This is a genomic window from Streptomyces sp. NPDC019937 (assembly GCF_040631655.1).
Lineage (GTDB): Bacteria > Actinomycetota > Actinomycetes > Streptomycetales > Streptomycetaceae > Streptomyces.
Genome location: NZ_JBEYAL010000002.1, coordinates 127831 through 147529, shown reverse-complemented (window position 1 = coordinate 147529; position 19699 = coordinate 127831). Strand labels below are relative to the sequence as shown.

13 protein-coding genes are annotated in these 19699 nt (G+C 71.8%); 7 read left to right on the top strand and 6 right to left on the bottom strand.

What is annotated here, in order from left to right:
- Positions 1 to 4: 4 nt before the first annotated feature.
- The 6 genes from ABZ562_RS02440 to ABZ562_RS02415 all read left to right on the top strand — a co-directional run bounded on the left by ABZ562_RS02440 (position 5) and on the right by ABZ562_RS02415 (position 7049).
- On the top strand, positions 5 to 850 hold the full coding sequence (locus ABZ562_RS02440; protein WP_361472849.1) for a hypothetical protein: 846 nt from the start codon (positions 5 to 7) through the stop codon (positions 848 to 850).
- The gene (locus ABZ562_RS02435; RefSeq protein ID WP_361472846.1) at positions 847 to 1377 is read left to right on the top strand and encodes a holo-ACP synthase; all 531 of its coding nucleotides are present in this window, start codon (positions 847 to 849) and stop codon (positions 1375 to 1377) included. The genes ABZ562_RS02440 and ABZ562_RS02435 overlap by 4 nt, the downstream gene beginning before the upstream one ends.
- Entirely contained in the window at positions 1367 to 1786 is a 420-nt protein-coding gene (locus ABZ562_RS02430) for a 3-aminobutyryl-CoA ammonia lyase (RefSeq protein ID WP_361472843.1), read from the top strand. The genes ABZ562_RS02435 and ABZ562_RS02430 overlap by 11 nt, the downstream gene beginning before the upstream one ends.
- Positions 1787 to 1857: 71 nt before the next feature.
- Positions 1858 to 2868, top strand: a complete 1011-nt coding sequence (locus ABZ562_RS02425; protein WP_361472840.1) for a 3-oxoacyl-[acyl-carrier-protein] synthase III C-terminal domain-containing protein — start codon at positions 1858 to 1860, stop codon at positions 2866 to 2868.
- 69 nt (positions 2869 to 2937) lie between these two features.
- Positions 2938 to 4269, top strand: coding sequence for an MFS transporter (locus ABZ562_RS02420; protein WP_361472837.1), 1332 nt, complete (start codon positions 2938 to 2940; stop codon positions 4267 to 4269).
- A complete protein-coding gene (locus ABZ562_RS02415) occupies positions 4269 to 7049 on the top strand; it encodes a discoidin domain-containing protein (protein ID WP_361472834.1) in 2781 nt (926 codons plus the stop codon). The genes ABZ562_RS02420 and ABZ562_RS02415 overlap by 1 nt, the downstream gene beginning before the upstream one ends.
- 64 nt (positions 7050 to 7113) lie before the next feature.
- Here the strand turns inward: ABZ562_RS02415 and ABZ562_RS02410 are convergent, their stop codons facing one another.
- The 4 genes from ABZ562_RS02410 to katG all read right to left on the bottom strand — a co-directional run bounded on the left by ABZ562_RS02410 (position 7114) and on the right by katG (position 15194).
- A complete protein-coding gene (locus ABZ562_RS02410) occupies positions 7114 to 10092 on the bottom strand; it encodes an AAA family ATPase (RefSeq protein ID WP_361473262.1) in 2979 nt (992 codons plus the stop codon).
- A gap of 577 nt (positions 10093 to 10669) precedes the next feature.
- Positions 10670 to 11446 carry an SDR family oxidoreductase gene (locus ABZ562_RS02405; RefSeq protein ID WP_361472831.1) on the bottom strand — a complete coding sequence of 259 codons (777 nt, stop codon included), beginning with the start codon at positions 11444 to 11446 and terminating at the stop codon, positions 10670 to 10672.
- 234 nt (positions 11447 to 11680) lie between these two features.
- Positions 11681 to 12685, bottom strand: a complete 1005-nt coding sequence (locus tag ABZ562_RS02400; protein WP_361472828.1) for an enoyl-CoA hydratase/isomerase family protein — start codon at positions 12683 to 12685, stop codon at positions 11681 to 11683.
- 280 nt (positions 12686 to 12965) lie between these two features.
- The gene (gene katG, locus ABZ562_RS02395) at positions 12966 to 15194 is read right to left on the bottom strand and encodes a catalase/peroxidase HPI (RefSeq protein WP_361472826.1); all 2229 of its coding nucleotides are present in this window, start codon (positions 15192 to 15194) and stop codon (positions 12966 to 12968) included.
- 247 nt (positions 15195 to 15441) lie between these two features.
- Between katG and ABZ562_RS02390 the strand changes: the two genes are divergently transcribed.
- Positions 15442 to 15852, top strand: a complete 411-nt coding sequence (locus ABZ562_RS02390; RefSeq protein ID WP_361472823.1) for a transcriptional repressor — start codon at positions 15442 to 15444, stop codon at positions 15850 to 15852.
- Positions 15853 to 15855: 3 nt separating this feature from the next.
- Here ABZ562_RS02390 and ABZ562_RS02385 read toward each other — a convergent pair whose 3' ends face one another.
- Both ABZ562_RS02385 and ABZ562_RS02380 read right to left on the bottom strand, forming a co-directional pair.
- Positions 15856 to 17445, bottom strand: coding sequence for an ABC transporter substrate-binding protein (locus tag ABZ562_RS02385; protein WP_361472821.1), 1590 nt, complete (start codon positions 17443 to 17445; stop codon positions 15856 to 15858).
- Between the two features lie 6 nt (positions 17446 to 17451).
- On the bottom strand, positions 17452 to 19557 hold the full coding sequence (locus ABZ562_RS02380) for an ATP-binding protein (RefSeq protein ID WP_361472818.1): 2106 nt from the start codon (positions 19555 to 19557) through the stop codon (positions 17452 to 17454).
- Positions 19558 to 19699: the final 142 nt, after the last annotated feature.

The following is a 19699-nucleotide window of genomic DNA, read 5'->3' as shown; positions in this document are numbered from 1 at the left end:
CTTGATGGCCGGCAGCACACTGGCGGTACGACAGGGGGCGGCGGTCCTCGCCCCGCCCCGTACCGTACGCCCCGAGTTCTCCATCATGGCGGAGTACGACCGCGACCTCCTCACGTCCTTCGGCCAGAGCCCGGACGCGGCGGCGGCCGGGGACCGGCCGGTGGTCACCCACGCCGACCTGGTCCAGCACTTGCTCGACGGCGATCCGCTCGGAACCGTGGAGCCGGACCTCGTGATGGTCTCCTACGCCCTGCCCGACGTGCATCCCTTCACCACCACCTCCACCCAGCTGAACCGGGTGTTCGGCAACCGCGCGTCGAGCTTCTCGATCGCCGAGCAGGGACTGGCGGCGCCCTTCTCGGCGCTTCGCGTCGCTGCCGCGTACTGCAGGCTCGGCCACTGCGACCAAGCCGTGCTGGCGGTGCTGGAGCAGAGCACACTGCCCAACCACGACCCGCTGGTGGACGGCGCGGACCTGGTCGACTCCGGTGCGCTGCTGCTGTTGCAGTCCGGCCACGAGGGGCCGGGGCTGAACGTGCACGACGTGTGGACCCAAACCGGACCGGCCGACTGCGCCCGCCGGCTCGCCGAGGTGACCGCCCCGGACCGGTCCGGCACGGCACTGGTCGTCGAAGGCCCCCGGGGCGGGCACGACACCCTGCCGGACGGCGTGGAGGTCCACCGGCACACCGAGCGGACCTACTGCACGAGCGTCTGGCTGGAGCTGGCCCAGAACCCCCAGTGGGCCGAGCAGTACGCCACGGTCGTCCTGCACGACACCGACCCGCGCTCGGGAACCTGCTCGGCGGCGGTCCTGCACGGCGCCGCGCACCCGGAGCCCTCGCCGTGAGCCAAGCCACGAGGGGGACCGGTCCCCCCTTCGTCGGGGTCGACCTGCTCCGCATCGGCGAACTCGACCGGCTGGCGCGCCGCGGCTGGTTCCGGCACCTGCTGTATTCGGCCCCCGAACGCCGGGAGGCCGAAACCCTGGCGCCCAGCCGGCGCCGGGAGTTCCTGGCCGGCCGGTTCGCCGCGAAGGAGGCGGTGCTCAAAGCGCTGGGCGTCGGACTGCTCGCCGGCGTCCCGGCCTGGCAGGTCGACATCGGCCGGACCGAGGACGGCGCCCCTCGGGTGCGGCTGACCGGCGCCGCCGAGCGCCGTGCCGCCGATATCGGCCTGGACCGGATCGCTGTGTCGATCTCACACAAGGAAGACCTGGTCATCGCCGTCGCGGTGGGCTGGTCGGCGGCCATGCCGGAGCGCGCCGACACCGCCACGCAACGGGAGGTGGAGCAGGCGTTCGACGCCGTGTTCGCGCAGACGACGAGGGCTGGCGGCGGCGTTCTCACGACGAGGAGGGCATTCAGTGCCGACTGATCCGACCGATCCGTCCACGGTGATGCTGCGCGTGCGCATCGGAGCCGAGGAGGCGCACTACGGCGGCGACCTCGTGGACGGAGCCCGCATGCTCCGCCTCTTCGGTGACGTCGTCACCGAGATCGCCATCCGCACCGACGGAGACGAGGGACTGCTGTCCCACTACACCGAGGTGACCTTCACCGCTCCCGTCCACGCCGGTGACTTCATCGAGGTGACCGGGCGGCTGACCAAGGAAAGCCGGCTGCGCCGGGTCGTCGAGCTGGAGGCCCGCAAGGTCATCGAGGCCCGCTACGAGGAGGGCCACAGCACAGCCGCGGTCCTCGACGAGCCGGTGGTCGTCTGCCGTGCCGTGGGGGTCGTGGTGGTGCCGGTGCACAAGGCCCGCCGGCGCGCGCTGACCGCCTGAGCCGGCCCCACCACGCGGCTCGGCGCCACGCAGCTTCAGGAAGTACGGACCACACACAGGAGGACAACGGCGTGACCTTCTCGACCGCCTACACGCCCCGGCCCGGCAACGGACCGCAGGGATCCCTCGACGACCAGCCGACCACCCTGGAGGCATGGGGTGCCTACGTACCGTCCCGCTCGGTCTCCCTGGAGGACGTCGGCGGCCCGCTGGGGCTGACACGGGCGCAGATGAAAGTGCTGCGCCGCGTCTACGGCGTCCGCGACATGCGGCTGGACCCCGAACAGTCGCTCTTCGACCTCCTCCTGCCGGCCGCCCGCGCGGCCCTGAAGGAGGTGACCGACCCGAGCACGGTGAAGTACCTGCTGTACGGACACGCCACCCAGGAGGTCACCCCCTCCACGATGGACGCGGCCGACGTCCTGCGCACCTCGCTCGGACTGCATGACGCGCAGGCGTTCGGGCTCAGCCAGCAGAACTGCGCGATCGGGCTCGCCGCCATCGACATGGCCGGCGCCCTGCTGGCGATGGACGGTGACCCGGCGGCGCGCGCCCTGGTCGTCACCGGTGAGAAACCCTTCGCGAAGCTGAACCAGGACTACCACTCCCTCGGTTCGGTGATGGGCGAGGCCGCCAGCGCCTGCCTGGTCGCCCGCGGGGGCCGGGGAGACCGGGTGCGCTCCTACGTCACCCGCGCCCGGGGCGAGTTCGCCGACGGCATCCTGATGGACCAGGAGACCCGTGAGAGGGCCAACAACGCACACGACCCGGAGGTCTGCGGTGTCATCCGCGAGGCGGTCGCCCAGGCCGGCCTCGAACTCGACGACATCCACCGGTTCGTGCACTACAACTCGCTGATGATCGAGGTCTCCACCGAACTGGGCGTGGACCGCGACCGGTTCTTCACCGACAACCTGCCGAAGTACAGCCACTGCTACGCCTCCGACGTCATGGTCAATTACACGACGATGAGGGACACCGGACAGCTGGAGGCCGGCCGGCACTACCTGTTCACCGCCACCGGCCTGGGGGCCACGTACTCGGCCATGGTCGTCACCCACGCGCCCGAAGGGGACCGCTGACACCGTCCGGCGGAACCGCCGCGCCCCGGATTTGACCTCGGGCTTGCCCGTTCCCGTGGGAGGATGCACGTGCAAAACCTCGAAAAGATCCCCGAAACACCCCGCAGCGGGCCACGTCCCGGAGCGGGTTCCCTTCACTGGGCCTGGATCGTGGCCGGTGTCTCGTTCCTGGTCCTGATCGGTACGTCCGGCTTCCGTTCCCTGCCCTCGGTGGTCCTGACCCCGCTCCACGAGGAGATGGGCTGGTCCTACGGCACGATCTCTTTCGCGATCTCGCTGAACCTGGTGATCGTCGGCCTGGCGGCGCCGTACGCGGCGGCGCTGATGGAACGGCTCAGCATCCGCAGTGTGCTCTCCGGCGCGCTGGTGCTGATCGCACTCGGCACCGGGCTGCCCGCGTGGATGACGGCGCCGTGGCAACTGGTGCTGCTGTGGGGCGTGCTGGTGGGAGCCGGCTGCGGCGCCATTTCCCTGGCCTTCGTCGCCACCCTCACCGAGCGGTGGTTCGTCAAGCGCCGCGGCATCGTCTCCGGGGTTCTCACCGCCGGAAGCACCGCCGGCCAGCTGGTCTTCCTGCCGCTGCTGGGACGGCTGAGCGACAACTCGAGCTGGCGCACGGCGTCGATCGTGGTGGCGCTCGGCTCCTTGGTCGCGGTGCCCTTCGTCATCTTCCTGCTCCGGGACCACCCGCGGGAGATGGGCCTGACCGCGTACGGGGCCGAGGAGGCGGCGGAGGGCGAACCGGGCGCGGAGCCGGCGGCACCGGAGGCGGCGCCCGCGGCCACGAGCGCCTTCGGGGTGCTGCGGAAGGCGGCCCGTACACAGGATTTCTGGCTGCTGGCCGGCACCTTCGGCATCTGCGGCGTCACGACGTCCGGCTTCATACAGACCGACTTCATCCCGGCCGCGCACGACCACGGGATGACGACGACGGCGGCCGCCGGGCTGCTCGGCATCGCCGGGGTCTTCGACATCGTCGGCACCACCTTCTCGGGCTGGCTGACGGACCGGTACGACTCGCGCTACCTGCTCCTGGTGTACTACACCCTGCGAGGGCTGTCCCTGCTGATGCTGCCGTGGCTGTTCGCCGACACGGTGACGCCCGGCATGCTGGTCTTCACCATCTTCTACGGCATGGACTGGATCGCCACCGTGCCGCCGACCATCCGGCTGTGCCAGGAGTCCTTCGGCTCGTCGGCCGGTGTGGTCTTCGGCTGGCTGTGGACCGCGCACCAGCTCGGCGGGGCGCTCGCGACCGCCGTGGGCGGGGTGATCCGTGACAACTTCGGCAGCTACACGATCGTCTGGTTCACGGGCGCCACGGTGTGCCTGGCCGCGGGGGCGATGTCCCTGGCGATCCGTCCGTCCAACCCCCTCGCGCGCGACGGGGTCCGGCTGTGATGGCCGGGCCCGAGGCCTCCGGCCGGGCGGCCCGCGCCCGGATGCCCCGATGGCTGCGGATCGGCTGGATCCTCCTGGTCGCCCTGGCCCTGCCCGTGGCCTCGGCCTCCGCGCTGCCCACCCGGGACCCGGCCCCGTCGGCGCCTTCCGCCGCATCGTGCTCCGGGGAGCGTCCGGAGGACGGCTGGGCGCCGTCATCGACCGCCATCGACGCGCAGGACAGCTACCACGCCTTCGTGGGCAACGGCTACCTCGGGCAGCGCATCCCCCCCAACGGCACCGGGTACTGGGCCGGCGAGCAGCGAACCGGCTGGCCCCTGTACACGCCGCGTTACGACGGCTCGTACGTCTCGGGTCTGTACGCCCACAACCCGTCGACCACCGACGACCGGCAGGTCATCGCCGCCCTCCCCACCTGGACCGGGCTGACCGTCGGCGTCGGCGCCGAAGCCTTCACCTCGGCCACTCCGGCCGACCGGATCTCCCACTACCGGCAGACCGTCCTCCAGCGGTGCGGCCTGGTCCGCACCTCGCTGACCTGGACCACGGCCGACGGACGCGCCACCGACCTGGTCTACGAGGTGTTCGCCGCCCGCGACCGGGAGCATACGGCCGCGGTACGGGTGCGGATGACCCCGCACTGGAGCGGTGACGCCACCGTCACCGACCTCATCGACGGCCGCGGTGCCCGGAGGCTGTCGGCGACCGGCGGCGGCCGTGAGTCCGGCCGCACGATGACCGTGGGATTCCGCGCCGACGGCACCGGGACCCGCGGCGCCATCGCCTCCACCCTCATTACCGGCCCCGGCGTACACCCGCGCGACACCCGCCCGGCCGAGACGGGCCGGAGCCTGACGAACCGTCAATCCGTCGGCTTCCCGGTCCGCGGCGCGCACACGTACACCCTCACCAAGTACATCGGCGTGGACACCGCCTTGACCGCTGACGCGCCGCTCCGGGCGGCGGTGGCGGCCTCCCGGCAGGCCGCCGAGCGGGGCTGGCCGGCCCTGTTCGCCACCCACACGGCGGCCTGGGCCGCCCTGTGGCGCAGCGACATCGCGGTCCCCGGGCAGCCCGACCTCCAGGCATGGATCCGCTCCTCGGAGTACGCGATGCTGTCCAACGTCCGCGCCGGCTCCGGCAACAGCGTCGCGCCGACCGGACTGACCAGCGACAACTACGCGGGCCAGGTGTTCTGGGACGCCGACACCTGGATGTTCCCCGCGCTGCTGGCGAACCAGCCGCGGCTGGCCAGATCCATCGTGGACTACCGCTACCGCACCCGCACGGCGGCCCGCGCCAACGCCGAGCGGATCGGCTATCCCGGTCTGTTCTACTCGTGGACCAGTGGCGGCCAGGGCGACCTCGAAGAGTGTCACAGCTGGGGCCCGCCGCCGCACTGCCTCATGCAGATCCACCTCCAGAGCGATATCGCCATGGCCGTCTGGCAGTACTACCAGGCGACCGGCGACCGCGACTGGCTGCGGACACGCGGGTGGCCGGTGCTGAAGGGCATCGCCGAGTTCTGGACCGGACGGGTCACCGAAAACGCCGACGGCAGCTACTCGATCGAGAACGTGGCCGGCCCCGACGAGTACAGCAACGGCGTCACCGACGGAGCCTTCACCAACGCCGGCGCGGCCACGGCGCTGCGCGACGCGACCCGTGCGGCGCGGGTGCTCGGACAGGACCCGCCCGCCGACTGGACGCGGATCGCCGACCGGCTGCGCATTCCCTACGACGCCGAGCGGCAGGTCTTCGAGCAGTACGCGGGCTACGAGGGCTCGAAGATCAAGCAGGCGGACACCGCCATGCTGATGTACCCGCTGCGGTGGCCCATGACCCGCGAGCAGGCGGCCCGCACCCTGGACTACTACGCCGTACGCACCGACCCGGAAGGCCCCGCGATGACGGACGCGATCCACGCGATCGACGCCGCGGCCATCGGCGAGCCGGGATGCTCGACGTACACCTACGTGATGCGCTCGATCGAACCGTTCGTCCGCGGGCCCTTCCACCAGTTCTCCGAGGCCCGCGGCGCCAAGGCCGGAGCGGACGACCCACTGGCGGGCGCGCCCGCGCACGACTTCCTCACCGGGGCGGGCGGCTTCCTCCAGACGTTCACCTACGGCCTGGCCGGACTGCGGTGGGAGGACGACCGGTTGCGACTGGACCCGGTGCTCCCCCCGCAGATGAAGGACGGGGTGCGGCTGAAGGGGCTGCACTGGCGGGGCCGCACGTTCGACGTCGCCATCGGTCCCCACCGCACGACCGTCCGGCTGACCGGTGGCGGACCGTTGGAGGTCGAGACCGCCGAAGGCACCCGGACGGTCACCACGGGCGCCCCGGCCGTGCTGGAGACCCGGCGCCCGGACCTCGAGGCCACGACCAACGCCGCCCGGTGCGCGACGGCGACGGCCACCTCCGGACAGCCGGGCATGGACGCCCGGGCGGCGGTGGACGGCAGCGCCGCCACGGCCTGGGTCCCGGCCGAGGCGGCCGGCAGCCTCACCGTCGACCTGGGACGCGCACGCCGGGTGACCCGGATCTCGCCGGAGTGGACCTCCACCGCGCCCGAGTCGTCCACCGTGCAGGTGTCGGCAGACGGCCGGCATTGGCGCCCGGCGGAGAACTCCGCCTCTTCCGGCGCGCTCCGGCACTCCGTACTCGTCCGCTACGTACGGCTCACGCTCAAGGCGGCCGACCGTGGTGACCCTCCCGGTCTGGCGGAGCTGACGGTGAGCCAGGCATCCGCGGACCGATCGCCCGGCGGCCGGTGACGGACGCGCGGAACCCGGGCCCCGGCCGCACCCTGCGGCCGGGGCCCGGGCCCTGCGGCGGCAGTCAGGGCACCGGCAGCGCCCGGTTCTGCCGGACCGGGGTGGCCGACTGGGCCAGCGCGAAGGCCAGTTCCGGCCTGCCGGAGATCCCCAGCTTGCGATAGGCACTGGTCAGATGGATCTCGACGGTGCGCCGGGTGACGAAGAGGGCCTCGGAGATCTCGCGGTTGCTGCGGCCCTGGGCGGCCAGCTCCGCCACCCGGCGCTCGCTGGGGGTGAGGCGCCGCGCATCCGATGCCTTGGCCGCCCGAAGTCTGCCTCCGACCAGTGGCAGAGTGCCGCGGACGCGGTCGGCCAGGCAGCTCGCGGAGCACTCCTCGGCCACCGCCAGGGCCCGTTGCAGGGAGGACCGCGCCGCGTCCCGCCGGGCGAGGCGCTGGCAGGCGGCACCGAACTCGTTCAGCGTGTAGGCGAGTTCCACCCGCGCCGGTGAGTGCTCCAGCATGTCGACGGCCTGGGACAGGAGCTCAAGTCCCCGCTTGCCGCGGGTGACCGTGCCCAGCGTGCGGAGGCTGACGCCGATCGCCTTGTGGGTGCCCCATCTGCGCGACAGCTCCAGATCGCGCTCGGCCATGTCGATCGCCGAGGCCCGGTCGCCGGTGGCGGCGTACGCCAGGGCGGCGTAGGAGCGCCACCGGGTGACCGCCGGAGTGATCACCGGGCCGGCCTCCTGGTACCGGCCGCATTCCAGCAGGGATGCCAGGGCGGCACCCGCGTCGCCTTGCTCCAGCCGCAGCCGCCCGTGGGCGAGCAGATAGGCGGATCTGGCCCAGGCATCGCTGACGAGGCTGTCGGTCGGGTGCGTCTGCAGGATGTCGTGCGCGATATCGGTGGCCCCCAGGTCCAGCAGCAGGTTGGCCACGACCGCGAACGACGGCAGGGCGGGACGTTCCGGGGTTTCCCGCCCGACCACGTCGAGCAGGTCACGCGCGTGGCCGAGCCCCTCCCGCACACGGCCGGAGTGCCAGGCCACCGTGCCCAGGCCGAGGCTCGCCAGGGCGGACAGGCGCGCTGAGCCACGCCGTGCGGCGTGGTCGGCCATCCGCTGGAGCCAGCCGGCCGCCATCTCCGGGTGGTCGGTGGCGACGAGGGCGAGGAGGAGGGGCGGGTAGAACCACAGCATGGCCCCGTCGAGCTCCATCCCACCCCGCAGGGCGCGGCCCGCCAGGGCACGGGCGTGCTCGGCGGTGCCGTGACCCGCCTGGGTGTGCAAGGCGCACACCGCCAGCCAAGCCCGCTCGCCAGGGGTGTCGCCGCGCAGGTGACGGCTCGACCGCGCCTTCACCAGCTCCGTGCCGATCGACGCGGAGGAGCCGTCCTGCCACGCGGCCAGGACCCATTGCGCCTCCAGCCGCAACCGCCACTCGCCGTGCTCGGGCGCATCCCCGAGTTCGGCCAGTCCCTGCCGCAGCGCCGTCACCGCCTCATGGGTGCGCCGGGTGGTGCACAACGCCGCGGCCAGCCCGCTGACCGCGGCGGCCCGCCCGCAGGTGTCCTGGCGCAGCAGCAGTTCCTGCTGGAAGTGGTAGGCGGAAGCCGTGGGATTGTCCAGCAACTCGATCGTCGCGAGTTCCGCCCGGAGGCACACCTCCACCTGCGGGGCCGGGGCCTCCGTCAGGGCTTGCCGCAGGTAGCGGGCCGAAAGGGCCGGGGCGCCGCGGGCCGCGGCCCTCCGCGCGGCGTCTCGCAGCACCGCGATGCGCCACTCGTCTCCGGTGGGCTGGGTGAGCATCAGGTGGCGGGCGACCACCTCACTGCATTCACCGTGGTCGCGCAGCAGGCGGGCGGCGCGCATGTGCTCCTCGGCCAGCTTTTGCGGAGCCATGGCACGGAAGAGGGCGGACCGTATCAGCGGCTGGGTGAACCGCGGATGCTCCTCCTCGGTCAGGACGCCCATGCAGCGCATCTCCCGCACCGCCTCCTGCGCGCGGAAGGGATCGAGACCGGCCAGCGCGGCCACGACGGGAAGCTGCGTACCGTCACCCAGTACCGCCAGCGCCCGGCTCATCGCCATGACCGCTTTGGACTGCCGGGCCAGGCGTATGGCGATGGTCTTCTCCAGTACGTGTTCGTTGAGTTCGGCCACGCGGCCGGCCTGAGCCGCGCACGGTCGCACCCCGTTCTTCACCAGGACCCGCAGCAACTCGTTGAGCAGCAGGGGATTACCCCCGCACGCCTCGTGGCACGCCGCGCAGAACTGCTCGTCGGCGCGTGTGCCCATCCGGTCCTGGACGAGCCGGCGCACGCTGCCGGGACTGAGCGGGGAGAGTTCCAGGGTGATGACGCCCGGCTGGAGGGCGAGTTCGTCCAGCAGCGGCGCGGCTTCCTGCCCGTTACCGCACCGCCGGGTCGTCACCAGCATCAGCGGAAGGCCGTCGATCCGGCCCGCCAGCCGGCGCATCCAGTGGAGCGACGCCTGATCGGCCCAGGTGGCGTCGTCCAGGACCAGGGCCAGAGGGCCCATCTCGCAGGCGTTGACGACCAGCTCGTACAGGCTCTCGCCGATCACCTCGGTCTGGTCCCCGCACGCCCGGCCGCCCTCGCCGGGCGGGGTGGACAGGGCGGACAGGGCCCGGGCCGCCGGGCTCTCCTGCAGGGCACGCCGGTCCGATTCGCAGAGCGCGGCAAGAAGGGAGTCGAACAACTGCCGTGCCGCCGACCACGGCCGGCCTTCTTGCGACTCGCTGCCACACACGCGCGCCACCAGCAGACCACGGTCGCGCGCACCGGCGATCCAGGCGTTCAGCAGCGCGGTCTTGCCGATGCCTCCCGCGCCCTCGATGCAGACCACCGAGCTGACACGATCGGGTAAACGCTCGGTGAGTCGTCCTAAGACGGCGAGTTCTTCGCGTCGGTCGAGAAGCTCGTACTGAAGAGCCGGGCAAGACTTCTCCGCGGAAACCGTGTTCGTGAGGGGAGTGAGCAAGAGTAGATCCTTTCCTGAAAGTCTAGTGTGGTCACTAGTATTTCGACGTACGACCATGCGGAATTCGGCCGGGTCTGCGCGGCAGGGCATGGGCGATGGCTACATGCCGCACGGGTGGAAAGCGATGCACCGCTGTAACAACTACGTGAACATCTGCCGTTCAGCGCCACCGCAATTCTTGGAAGGGCGGGTCGGCGGGGAGTGCAGCGCTTCGAGCGTGCACCTTGCCGTCAGTGCCGCATTCGTCGAATGGCCTGGCCAGGGTGGTCGTTGTAGCCGGGGGTGAGTCAGCATCGGTCAAATGCACCTCCCCTGATTTATCCAAGATAATGAGGGGTCTATGGGGAATCAAGGAGGCCTTTGGCAGGCAGACGCCCGCCACGGCGCCCGGCCTGGTCGGCATTCGCCGAAGGAGTGGCCGCCCTTCCTGTCGTGCCTTACTGTGGAGGGCTCGCGCCGAAACCTCGTCCGCGCAGGTCAATAGAGACTGCGTGCGCGGATGGCGATTCCCCCGGACTTAAGCCGCGCCGGAATTCGGCAGGTGCGGTGTGGCATATCTCACCGTGAAGCCCGGTGTGCGGCCGCCCGCTCGCAGATGGCCCGGTTCGCCCTCGGCCCCGTGCGTCCGCCTCTTTCACAGCCGCAGATGCGACGCCCCGTTGAGGTCCAGGACGGTCCCCGACGCCCACGTGGCCTCCGCCGACGCCAGATACACCACCGCGGCCGCCACCTCCTCCGGCGTGCCGACCCTGCCGAACGGGCTCTGCTCCCGCAGCACGTCCCCCGATTCCCCGGCCAGCCGTCCCGCCACCCGCTCGGTGGCGGTGAACCCGGGCGCCACCGAGGTGACCGCGATGCCGTGCGGCGCCAGCGCGACCGCCAGCGACTGGCCGAGCGCGTGCAGCGCCGCCTTGCTCGCCCCGTAGGCCGGATGGTCCGGCTCGCCGCGGAACGCCCCGCGCGAGCCGATGTGCACGATCCGGCCGGACGCACCACGGTCGATGAGGTGCCGCGCCACGCAGTAGCTCAGGTGCGCCGCGCCGAGCAGATTCACCTCGACCATCTGCCGCCAGACCCGCTGCCACTGCGCGTACGACACCTCGGCCACCCGGTGCGCGTTGTCCTCCGACGTGGCCACGGCGGCGTTGTTGACCAGCACGTCGACGCCGCCCAGCGCCTCCTCGGCGGTGTCGGCGATCCGCTGCGCCGCGGCCGGATCACCGAGATCGCCGCCGATGACCACATGTCCCTCGCCCGGCAGCGCCGCCCGGGTCTCCTCGGCGTCCGCCACCCGCGCCCCGTAGTGCACGGCCACCCGGTCGCCCCGCTCCGCGAACGCCCGCGCGACCGCCCGCCCGATGCCCCGGGACGCCCCGGTGACCAGAACGCCCCTGCCCGAAGGACCCGGCACGGCACATCACTTCCTCTGCGGTGGTAGGTACGAAGGTGCGATCAGGCTAGGGGGTGTCTTGTCGATCAGGCCGGATCAGGGAGCGGGGTCAGGGGGCACCTCCCAGCGGTAGCTGGGGGCGCGTGCGATCGCAAGGCGGAGGAGGAGAGCGCAGCGGCGCTGCGTACGACGACGACAACGCGGCGCGCGTGCGTGCCAGGGCCCGCGAGCCCGGCATGATCCGGAAGACACCCCCTAGCCACCGAGCAGTTCGGCGATCCGCTCGTGGGGGACCGCCTCGCCGGACACGAACGACCAGCGCGCGTCCCCGGTCTTGTCCACCAGCTTCGCCCGGACACCTTCGGCGAAGTCCGGCTCACGGACGAGCCGGGACGCCACCTCCAGGTCCCGCCGCAGGCACTGGGCGAGGCTGTCGCGCTCGCCCAGGCACAGCATCTCGTCGGTCAGCCGGAGGCTCAGCGGCGACGCGGCCGCGAGTGAGCCGAGCGTCGTCTCCGCCCAGGCCGAGCCGTCCGCCCGGAGCCGGTCGACCACCTCGGACAGGGGGCCGGGCGCGAACGCCGCGGCGACGCGGCCGCCGATGTCGTCCAGGTCGGACGGCGGCGGGGTACGGGCGTACTTGGCGAGCGCGTCGTCCAGTTCGGCCGTGTCCACAGCGGCGGTGAACTCCGGCAGCTCCGCGGAGGACACGAAGTGGGTCGCCAGCCCGGCCTTGACCGCGTCGGCCCCGCTCAGCCGCGCGCCGGTCAGCCCCAGGTAGCGGCCGAGCGCACCGCCGAGCCGGGGCAGGAAGAAGCAGGCGCCGACATCGGGGAAGAAGCCGATGAGGGTTTCCGGCATCGCGAACACCGATCGCTCGGTGGCCACGCGCACCGCGCCGTGCACGGAGATGCCGAGGCCGCCGCCCATGGCGACCCCGTCGATCAGCGCCACATACGGCTTGGGATACTCGGCGATCTCCTGGTTCAGGGCGTACTCCTCGCGGAAGAACCGCGCCGTGGCGGCGAAGTCGCCACGCAGCGCCGCCTCCCGGATCGCCCGGATGTCTCCTCCCGCGCAGAACGCCCGCGGTGTGCCGCTGCGGACGACAACCGCGCGGACACCGGGGTCGCCGCGCCACCGGTCCAGCGCGCCGCGCATGGCGAGCACGGTGTCGGTGTCGAGCGCGTTGAGCGCGGACGGGCGGTCGAGCACCAGATGCGCCACCCCCTCGCGTACCGAGGTTTCGACAGTCGTCATGAGTGCCTCTTCAGAAAGTCGGTCGGCAGGGTCCCTGACCAGCGTGGGCATCGTGCCCGGACCGGCCCGGAGCCCTCACGGTAGACACGGCGGCCACCGTCCGGGACGTCGGCCCCCGCCACCGGGCCGGTTCAGCCGAACCCGCCGATGACGTTCTGGTCCCCGTCGGGTCCGCCAGGTCCGCGCGGACGAATCGGGCGCCGGTGTCCGCGGCCGGAAAGAAAAGACGTCCAGGCCGGCCCGTGCGGGCCGGCCTGGACGCTATGGGGCAGGAGAGGGATCAGGCGACGTCGAACCGGTCGAGGTCCATCACCTTGGCCCACGCGGCGACGAAGTCGTTCACGAACTTCTTCTTCGCGTCATCGCTCGCGTAGACCTCCGCGAGCGCGCGCAGCTCGGAGTTCGACCCGAAGACCAGGTCGGCACGGGTGCCGGTCCACTTGACCTCGCCCGTGGCGGCGTCGCGGCCCTCGAACGTGTCCTGGGCCTCGGACGTCGACTTCCACTGCGTGCCCATGTCGAGCAGGTTGACGAAGAAGTCGTTGGTCAGCGTGCCCGGGGTGTCGGTGAAGACGCCGTGCGCGGACTGGGCGTGGTTGGCGCCCAGGACGCGGAGGCCACCGACGAGGACCGTGAGCTCCGGGGCGCTCAGGGTCAGCAGGTTCGCCCGGTCGATCAGCAGGTACTCGGCCGGCAGCCGGTTGCCCTTCCCGACGTAGTTGCGGAACCCGTCGGCCTTCGGCTCCAGCGCGGCGAAGGACTCGGCGTCGGTGTGCTCCTCGGTCGCGTCGACACGGCCCGGGGTGAAGGGCACCTCGATGTCGTGACCGGCGTCCTTGGCCGCCTTCTCCACGGCCGCCGAACCGCCGAGCACGATCAGGTCGGCCAGGGAGACCTTCTTGGCACCGGAGTTGAACTCCCGCTGGATGCCCTCGAGGGTGCGCAGCACCGTCGCCAGCTCGTCGGGGTTGTTGACCTCCCACCCGCGCTGCGGCTCCAGGCGGATGCGCGCGCCGTTGGCGCCGCCGCGCTTGTCGCTGCCGCGGAAGGTCGAGGCCGACGCCCACGCGGTGCTGACGAGCTGCGAGACGCTCAGGCCCGAGTCGAGCAGCTTGGCCTTGAGCGCCGCGATGTCCGCGGCGTCGATGACCTCGCCCTCGGCCTCCGGCAGCGGGTCCTGCCACAGCAGGGTCTCCTGCGGGACCTCAGGGCCGAGGAGGAGCGACTTGGGACCCATGTCGCGGTGGGTCAGCTTGTACCAGGCCCGGGCGAAGGCGTCCGCGAACTCCTCGGGGTGCTCGTAGAAGCGGCGGGAGATCGGCTCGTAGATCGGGTCGAAGCGCAGCGCCAGGTCCGTGGTGAGCATGTTCGGCGCGATCTTCTTCGACGCGTCGTGGGCGTGCGGCGCCGTGCCCTCGCCCGCGCCGTCCTTCGGCCGCCACTGGTTGGCGCCGGCCGGGCTCTTGGTCAGCTCCCACTCGTAGCCGAAGAGGACCTCGAAGAAGGTGTTGTCCCACTGGGTGGGCGTGGGGGTCCAGGTGACCTCCAGGCCGGAGGTGATGGCGTCCGCGCCCTTGCCGGTGCCGTGGGTGCTCCTCCAGCCCAGGCCCTGCTCCTCGAGGGTGGCGGCCTCGGGGTCGGCGCCGACGCTGTCCGCCGGGCCCGCGCCGTGGGTCTTGCCGAAGGTGTGACCGCCCGCGATCAGGGCGACCGTCTCCTCGTCGTTCATCGCCATCCGGCGGAAGGTCTCGCGGATGTCCCGGGCCGCGGCGAGCGGGTCGGGGTTGCCGTTGGGGCCCTCCGGGTTGACGTAGATGAGGCCCATCTGCACCGCGCCGAGGGGGTCCTCCAGCTCCCGGTCACCGGTGTAGCGCTCGTCGCCGAGCCAGGTGGTCTCGGGGCCCCAGTACACGTCCTCGTCGGGCTCCCAGACGTCCGCGCGGCCGCCGCCGAAGCCGAAGGTCTCGAAGCCCATCGACTCCAGGGCCACATTGCCGGTGAGGATCATGAGGTCGGCCCAGGACAGGCTCTGGCCGTACTTCTTCTTGACCGGCCACAGCAGACGGCGGGCCTTGTCCAGGTTGCCGTTGTCCGGCCAGCTGTTGAGCGGCGCGAAGCGCTGCTGGCCGGTGCCGCCACCGCCGCGGCCGTCGCTGATCCGGTAGGTGCCCGCGCTGTGCCAGGCCATCCGGATCATGAGCGGGCCGTAGTGGCCGAAGTCGGCCGGCCACCAGTCCTGCGAGGTGGTCAGCACCTCCGCGATATCCCGCTTCACGGCCGCCAGGTCGAGGCTGTTGAACGCCTCGGCGTAGTCGAAGTCCTCACCGAGGGGGTCGGCCACGGCAGGGTTCTTGGCAAGGATCTTCAGATTGAGCCGCTCCGGCCACCACTGGCGGTTTCCGCCGCCCTGCGTCGGATGCGGGGCACGCCCGTGCACGACCGGGCAGCCACCTCCGCCCTCACCCTCCGTCTTGGAGTCTGTGACGATTGCTTCATGGTTCTCAGACATGGGAATCCTTCCAAACCAGGCGGATCAGGTGCCCGGAACTGTGGGCGTGGAACAGTCGGGGCGCGGGCCCCACGTCTCCGTCTCCTGCCGAAAATGGAGGCTTCCTGTCCCTTGGCTATCGCCGGAACCGATCCTACGATGGACAGAATCTAAGTCAATAAGCACGCCAAACCCAGATCCCATCGGAGTCCCGGACGCTCGTGGGTAAAATCGGGGCATCCCACCGAACGTGAATAGGTGAGCCTGTATGAGTGACCTGCTGCGGCGACTGCGAGGACGTGGCTGGCGGATGACCTCCCAGCGGCGTGTCGTCGCGGAGGTCCTGGACGGGGACCATGTGCATCTCACCGCCGACGAGGTGCACGCCCGCGCGGCGGAGCGGCTGCCCGAGATCTCCCGGGCGACCGTCTACAACACCCTGGGCGAGCTGGTCTCCCTCCGCGAGGTCACCGAGGTCTCCACCGACGGCCGCGCCAAGCGGTACGACCCGAACGCGCACCATCCCCATCAGCACCTGGTGTGCTCCAGCTGCGGCACCATCCGCGACGTCCACCCCACCGGCGACCCCCTGTCCGCCCTCCCGGCGGAGGAGCGGTTCGGCTTCACGGTGTCCGAGGCCGAGGTCACCTACCGCGGCCTGTGCCCGTCCTGCGCCTAGCGGTCAGGAGGGGCAGGCGTCCCCGGGGCCGTCGCGGTAGGTGCGGTACAGGGAGTGGGGGCGCTCCTCGTCGGCGCGGGCGGGGGCCGGGTACTCGACGACGGGGACCGGCTTGCAGACGGCCCACTGGTCGTTCTTGCCCGGGCCCTCGAAACCGTAGGTGCCTCCCGCGCCGATCAGGCAGGAATCGCAGGAGTCGCCGGAGATGCTCGGGATGATGAGGGTGTTGTAGACGTCGTCCTTGGTGGGGATGCTCGGGGACTTCGGGGCCCGCCGGCCGCCCTCGTTGATTTCGGTGTAGGTGCGGTCCACGGCGTTGGCGAGCAGGGTGAAGGCGTCGTGGTACATGACGGCGTAGCCGTCGTTGAGCTGCTCGGTGTCGAGCTTGTGCGGCTTCTTCAGCTCGTCGAAGCGGTCGAGGAAACGGCCGAGCGCCTTGCCGCGCTTGTGTTTCCCGCTCCACCAGGCGGGGTCGACGCAGGACGCGTCCACGATCACCGCCCGGGCGTCGTCCAGCCGCCGCGTGGGCGCGTCGGCGGTGAGGGTGGGCTCCAGACCGATGCCCACCTTGAGGATGCGCAGCTTCGTGGTGCGGCCGCAGTCGCCCTCCTGGGCCAGGCGTTCGACGAACGCGGGCAGGTCCTGGTCGCGGCCCGCGAAGAAGACGGTGTCGGACTTCTCGTTGCAGATCTTCTGCACGGCGTCGGTGAACCGCTGGGGGATGCCCTTGTCGGTTCCGGAGGTGCCGGTGAAGTTCGAGTTGTGGTGGGTGAGGCCGTACGCGTCGCCGAAGTGCCGTTCGAAGACGCTGCGCAGGTTCTGCGAGTAGACGTCCTCGGCGCGGTTGTCCCAGACCAGGAAGCCCCGGTGCTTGCCCGGCTTCTCGGCCAGGTAGCGGCCCAGGGCGCGGGCGAACTGGTCGTTGTTGGCCGAGGTCTTGAAGAAGTACGGCGCGTTCATGGTGGCCGCGGTGATGACGGGGCCGACCGTGGGGATGCTGTGCTTGCTGAGCGCGGCGATCGCCCTGCGCGTGTCCGGCGTACTGCTGGGGATGCCGGTCACGCCGACCAGTGGCGCGCGGGTGTCCTTGGACAGTTCGGCCAGGCGCGCGACGACGGGCTCCCACTGGTCGAGGTTGCGGCCGTCGGGGGCGAGCAGCAGCTGGTAGTGCGGGCCGCCGAAGCGGTTGGCCTGCCGCTGCGCGGCGAGGGCACCGGCGAGCCCGCGACGGATCATGTCCGTGGTCATGGCGCTGTGCTCGTCCGCCGTGAAGGGCATCATCAGCGCGATGCGCACATACGGGATCCTGGGCCCGCTCGACGGGGACTCCGCGGTCCGCCGCACCCGGGCGTTCTCGTCCGCGACCGCCTGGATCAGGGACGTGACGCCCGGATCCGCCTCGAAGGCGTTCTCGGTGACGCCTATGCAGTCCCCGTCGATGTCCCGCAGATCGTCACCGCATCTGCCGGGGCCCCGGGCCATGCCGACGATGACGGTGATCGCGACGGCGGTCAGGGCGCCGAGTCCGAAGACGGCCAGCCACTCGACCGGGCCCCACTCGCGGGGATGACGACGGAACAGACGCAGCAGCATGCTTCCTCACTGACCGGTGATGGGGAAGGGGCGCTTCTTCCGCGCCGCCGCGGGCCAGCTGCGGGCGGCCTGGCCCAGGACGGCGTGCCAGGACGGGTGCCGCGGTGAGAGGTAGGCCAGCTCTTCGCCGACGGCCTTGCACATGTCGGGGTCGGGTTCGGCGTGCGGTTCGGACACGTGCCACAGGGCGTGCAGCAGCCGGTTGACGCAGCGCTCGATCTCGTGCAGCCCCGCGTACCGGCCGTCGTGCGCGCCGAGGGCGACCTGCATGCGTTCGTCGGTCCACTCCCCGACGGGCGGGGTGGGCGCGGTGGCGGCGTACCGCAGGCACAGCAGCCAGTGCGCGGCGGCGTGTTCGTCCTGCTCCGACTGGAACTCCTCCGCCAGCATGGCCACCACGGCCTCGGCGTTCCCGGCGGCGAGCGTGTGCCGCAGGGCGTCCGCCTCCCCGCTCTCACCGCGCTGGGCGTGGTGCATCCGCAGGAAGCGGTGGATGTCCTGCCAGCCACGGCCGTCCTCGGCCGCCCGCGAGGTGCGGCGCGCCTCGTGCACCAGCAGGGTCCGCAGCAGGGGATCGGTGACCAGCGGCTCGTCCGGCGGGGTGAGTTGCTGCCACTGCTGCTCTTCGAGGTAGTCGGTGGCGGAGTTGGCGGGCAGCTGATCGGGCCCCTGGAGGCGCAGATGGTCGGCCAGCGCCTCGGCCGCGGTGCTGTCGCGGGCGAGCGACAGCAGGGTCAGCCGGTCGCGCTGGCGCCGGTCCGGAAGCAGCCGCTCCAGGAGCGCCTCGGTGACCGGGCGCCCGTCCCCGGCCCGCAGCTGCAGAAGGTCCCGCGGGCCCACGCTGCCGCCCTTCTCGGTGGCGTCCAGCACCGCGCCGCACAGCACGGTGGTCACCGCGGGATGCCCGCCGGTGAGGGAGTGCACGGCCGAGGCCAGATAGGGGTGGAGCGGCCGGGCGGGCCGGTCCGGCACCAGCATCGGCAGGATGTCGTCCCGGCTCAGCGGGGTGAGGGGGACGGCGAGCAGCCCGGCGGAGGGGCTGAGGCCCTTGCGCTCCCAGCCGGAGGACTTCACCAGGTCGGGAAGGTTGCGGCGGACCGCGGCGGACGCGCCCTCCGGCAGCCCGCCGAGCCGGGTGGCCACGACGACCAGCTCCTCGTGGTCGGGGCGCGCAGGGCTGGCCCGGTGCTCCAGGAGCAGATCGAGGAAGGTTTGCCCCGGCGGGTGGTGTACGTCGTCGAGCAGGACGAGCGGCCACGGCTCCCGGTTCCACCGCTGCAGCCTGCCGTAGGAGGCGGCCACATCGTGCAGGAAGGCAGCCATCAGACTCTGCTCGGCGGCATGCCGGTAGTCGCCGCCCTGCTGGAACCACTGCCCGAGCAGCACCAGCGGATCCTGGCCCTCCGCGCCCCGGGGGAAGCGCCGCCGGTACCACTCCCGGGCCGCGCCCGGCGGGTGCCGCTCGGCGTACTCGGCCACCACGGCGGCGGTGACCGCGTCCCGGCGGGAGGGGTCCGACAGATCCCACGGGTCCGCTTGGCCGGACTCCGCGTACGCCGCGCCGGTGTCCGTCTCGCGGGTGTCCAGACGGCCTTCGACGGCGGTGGCCCAGGCGTGCCGCAGCGTGTTCTCGTCCCCGCCGGTGAGGCGGCAGGCCAGCAACAGCCGGGCGAACCGCAGACACGCCGCGTCCCGCTGCTCGGCGTTGCCGTGGTGCCAGCCGGAGACGGCGAACAGGCCCGGCACCAGGACGGGGAAGCGGCGGCGCAGGTCCGGCGCGAGTCCGCACACCAGCTCCGCCAGGATCTCGACCAGGGTGGAGGCGGCGGGCGTCCCGCCGTCGGCCGGGGCCGGCCGGACGACGACGGTCTCGCCGGCGACGACCCGTACGTGGGCGAGCGGGAGCCGGTCCCGGTAACGCGAGGCCAGTTCCGCCAGGACGGCGCTGCGCCCGATGCCGTGGTATCCCGTCACCAGCACGACGGGCAGGTCGCCCTGGTGCTCCCGGGGCGTGCGGGACCGCTCGTCGAGGGTCAGGCCCGTGAGCCGGGGGACGAGCGAGCGCAGCAGGGGGTCCCGGCCATAGAGCGGTGACCCTTCCGATACGCGCATCTGGCTGTGTCCCGCCTTCGTTGCCCAACGTGCTCAACGCTGCCGGCGGCCACAACTTTAGGAGGCGGGCGGCACCGCTCCCCCGAGACATCAGCCGCTGACATCCGTACCAACTACGCCTGTAAACAGAGAATTTACCCGT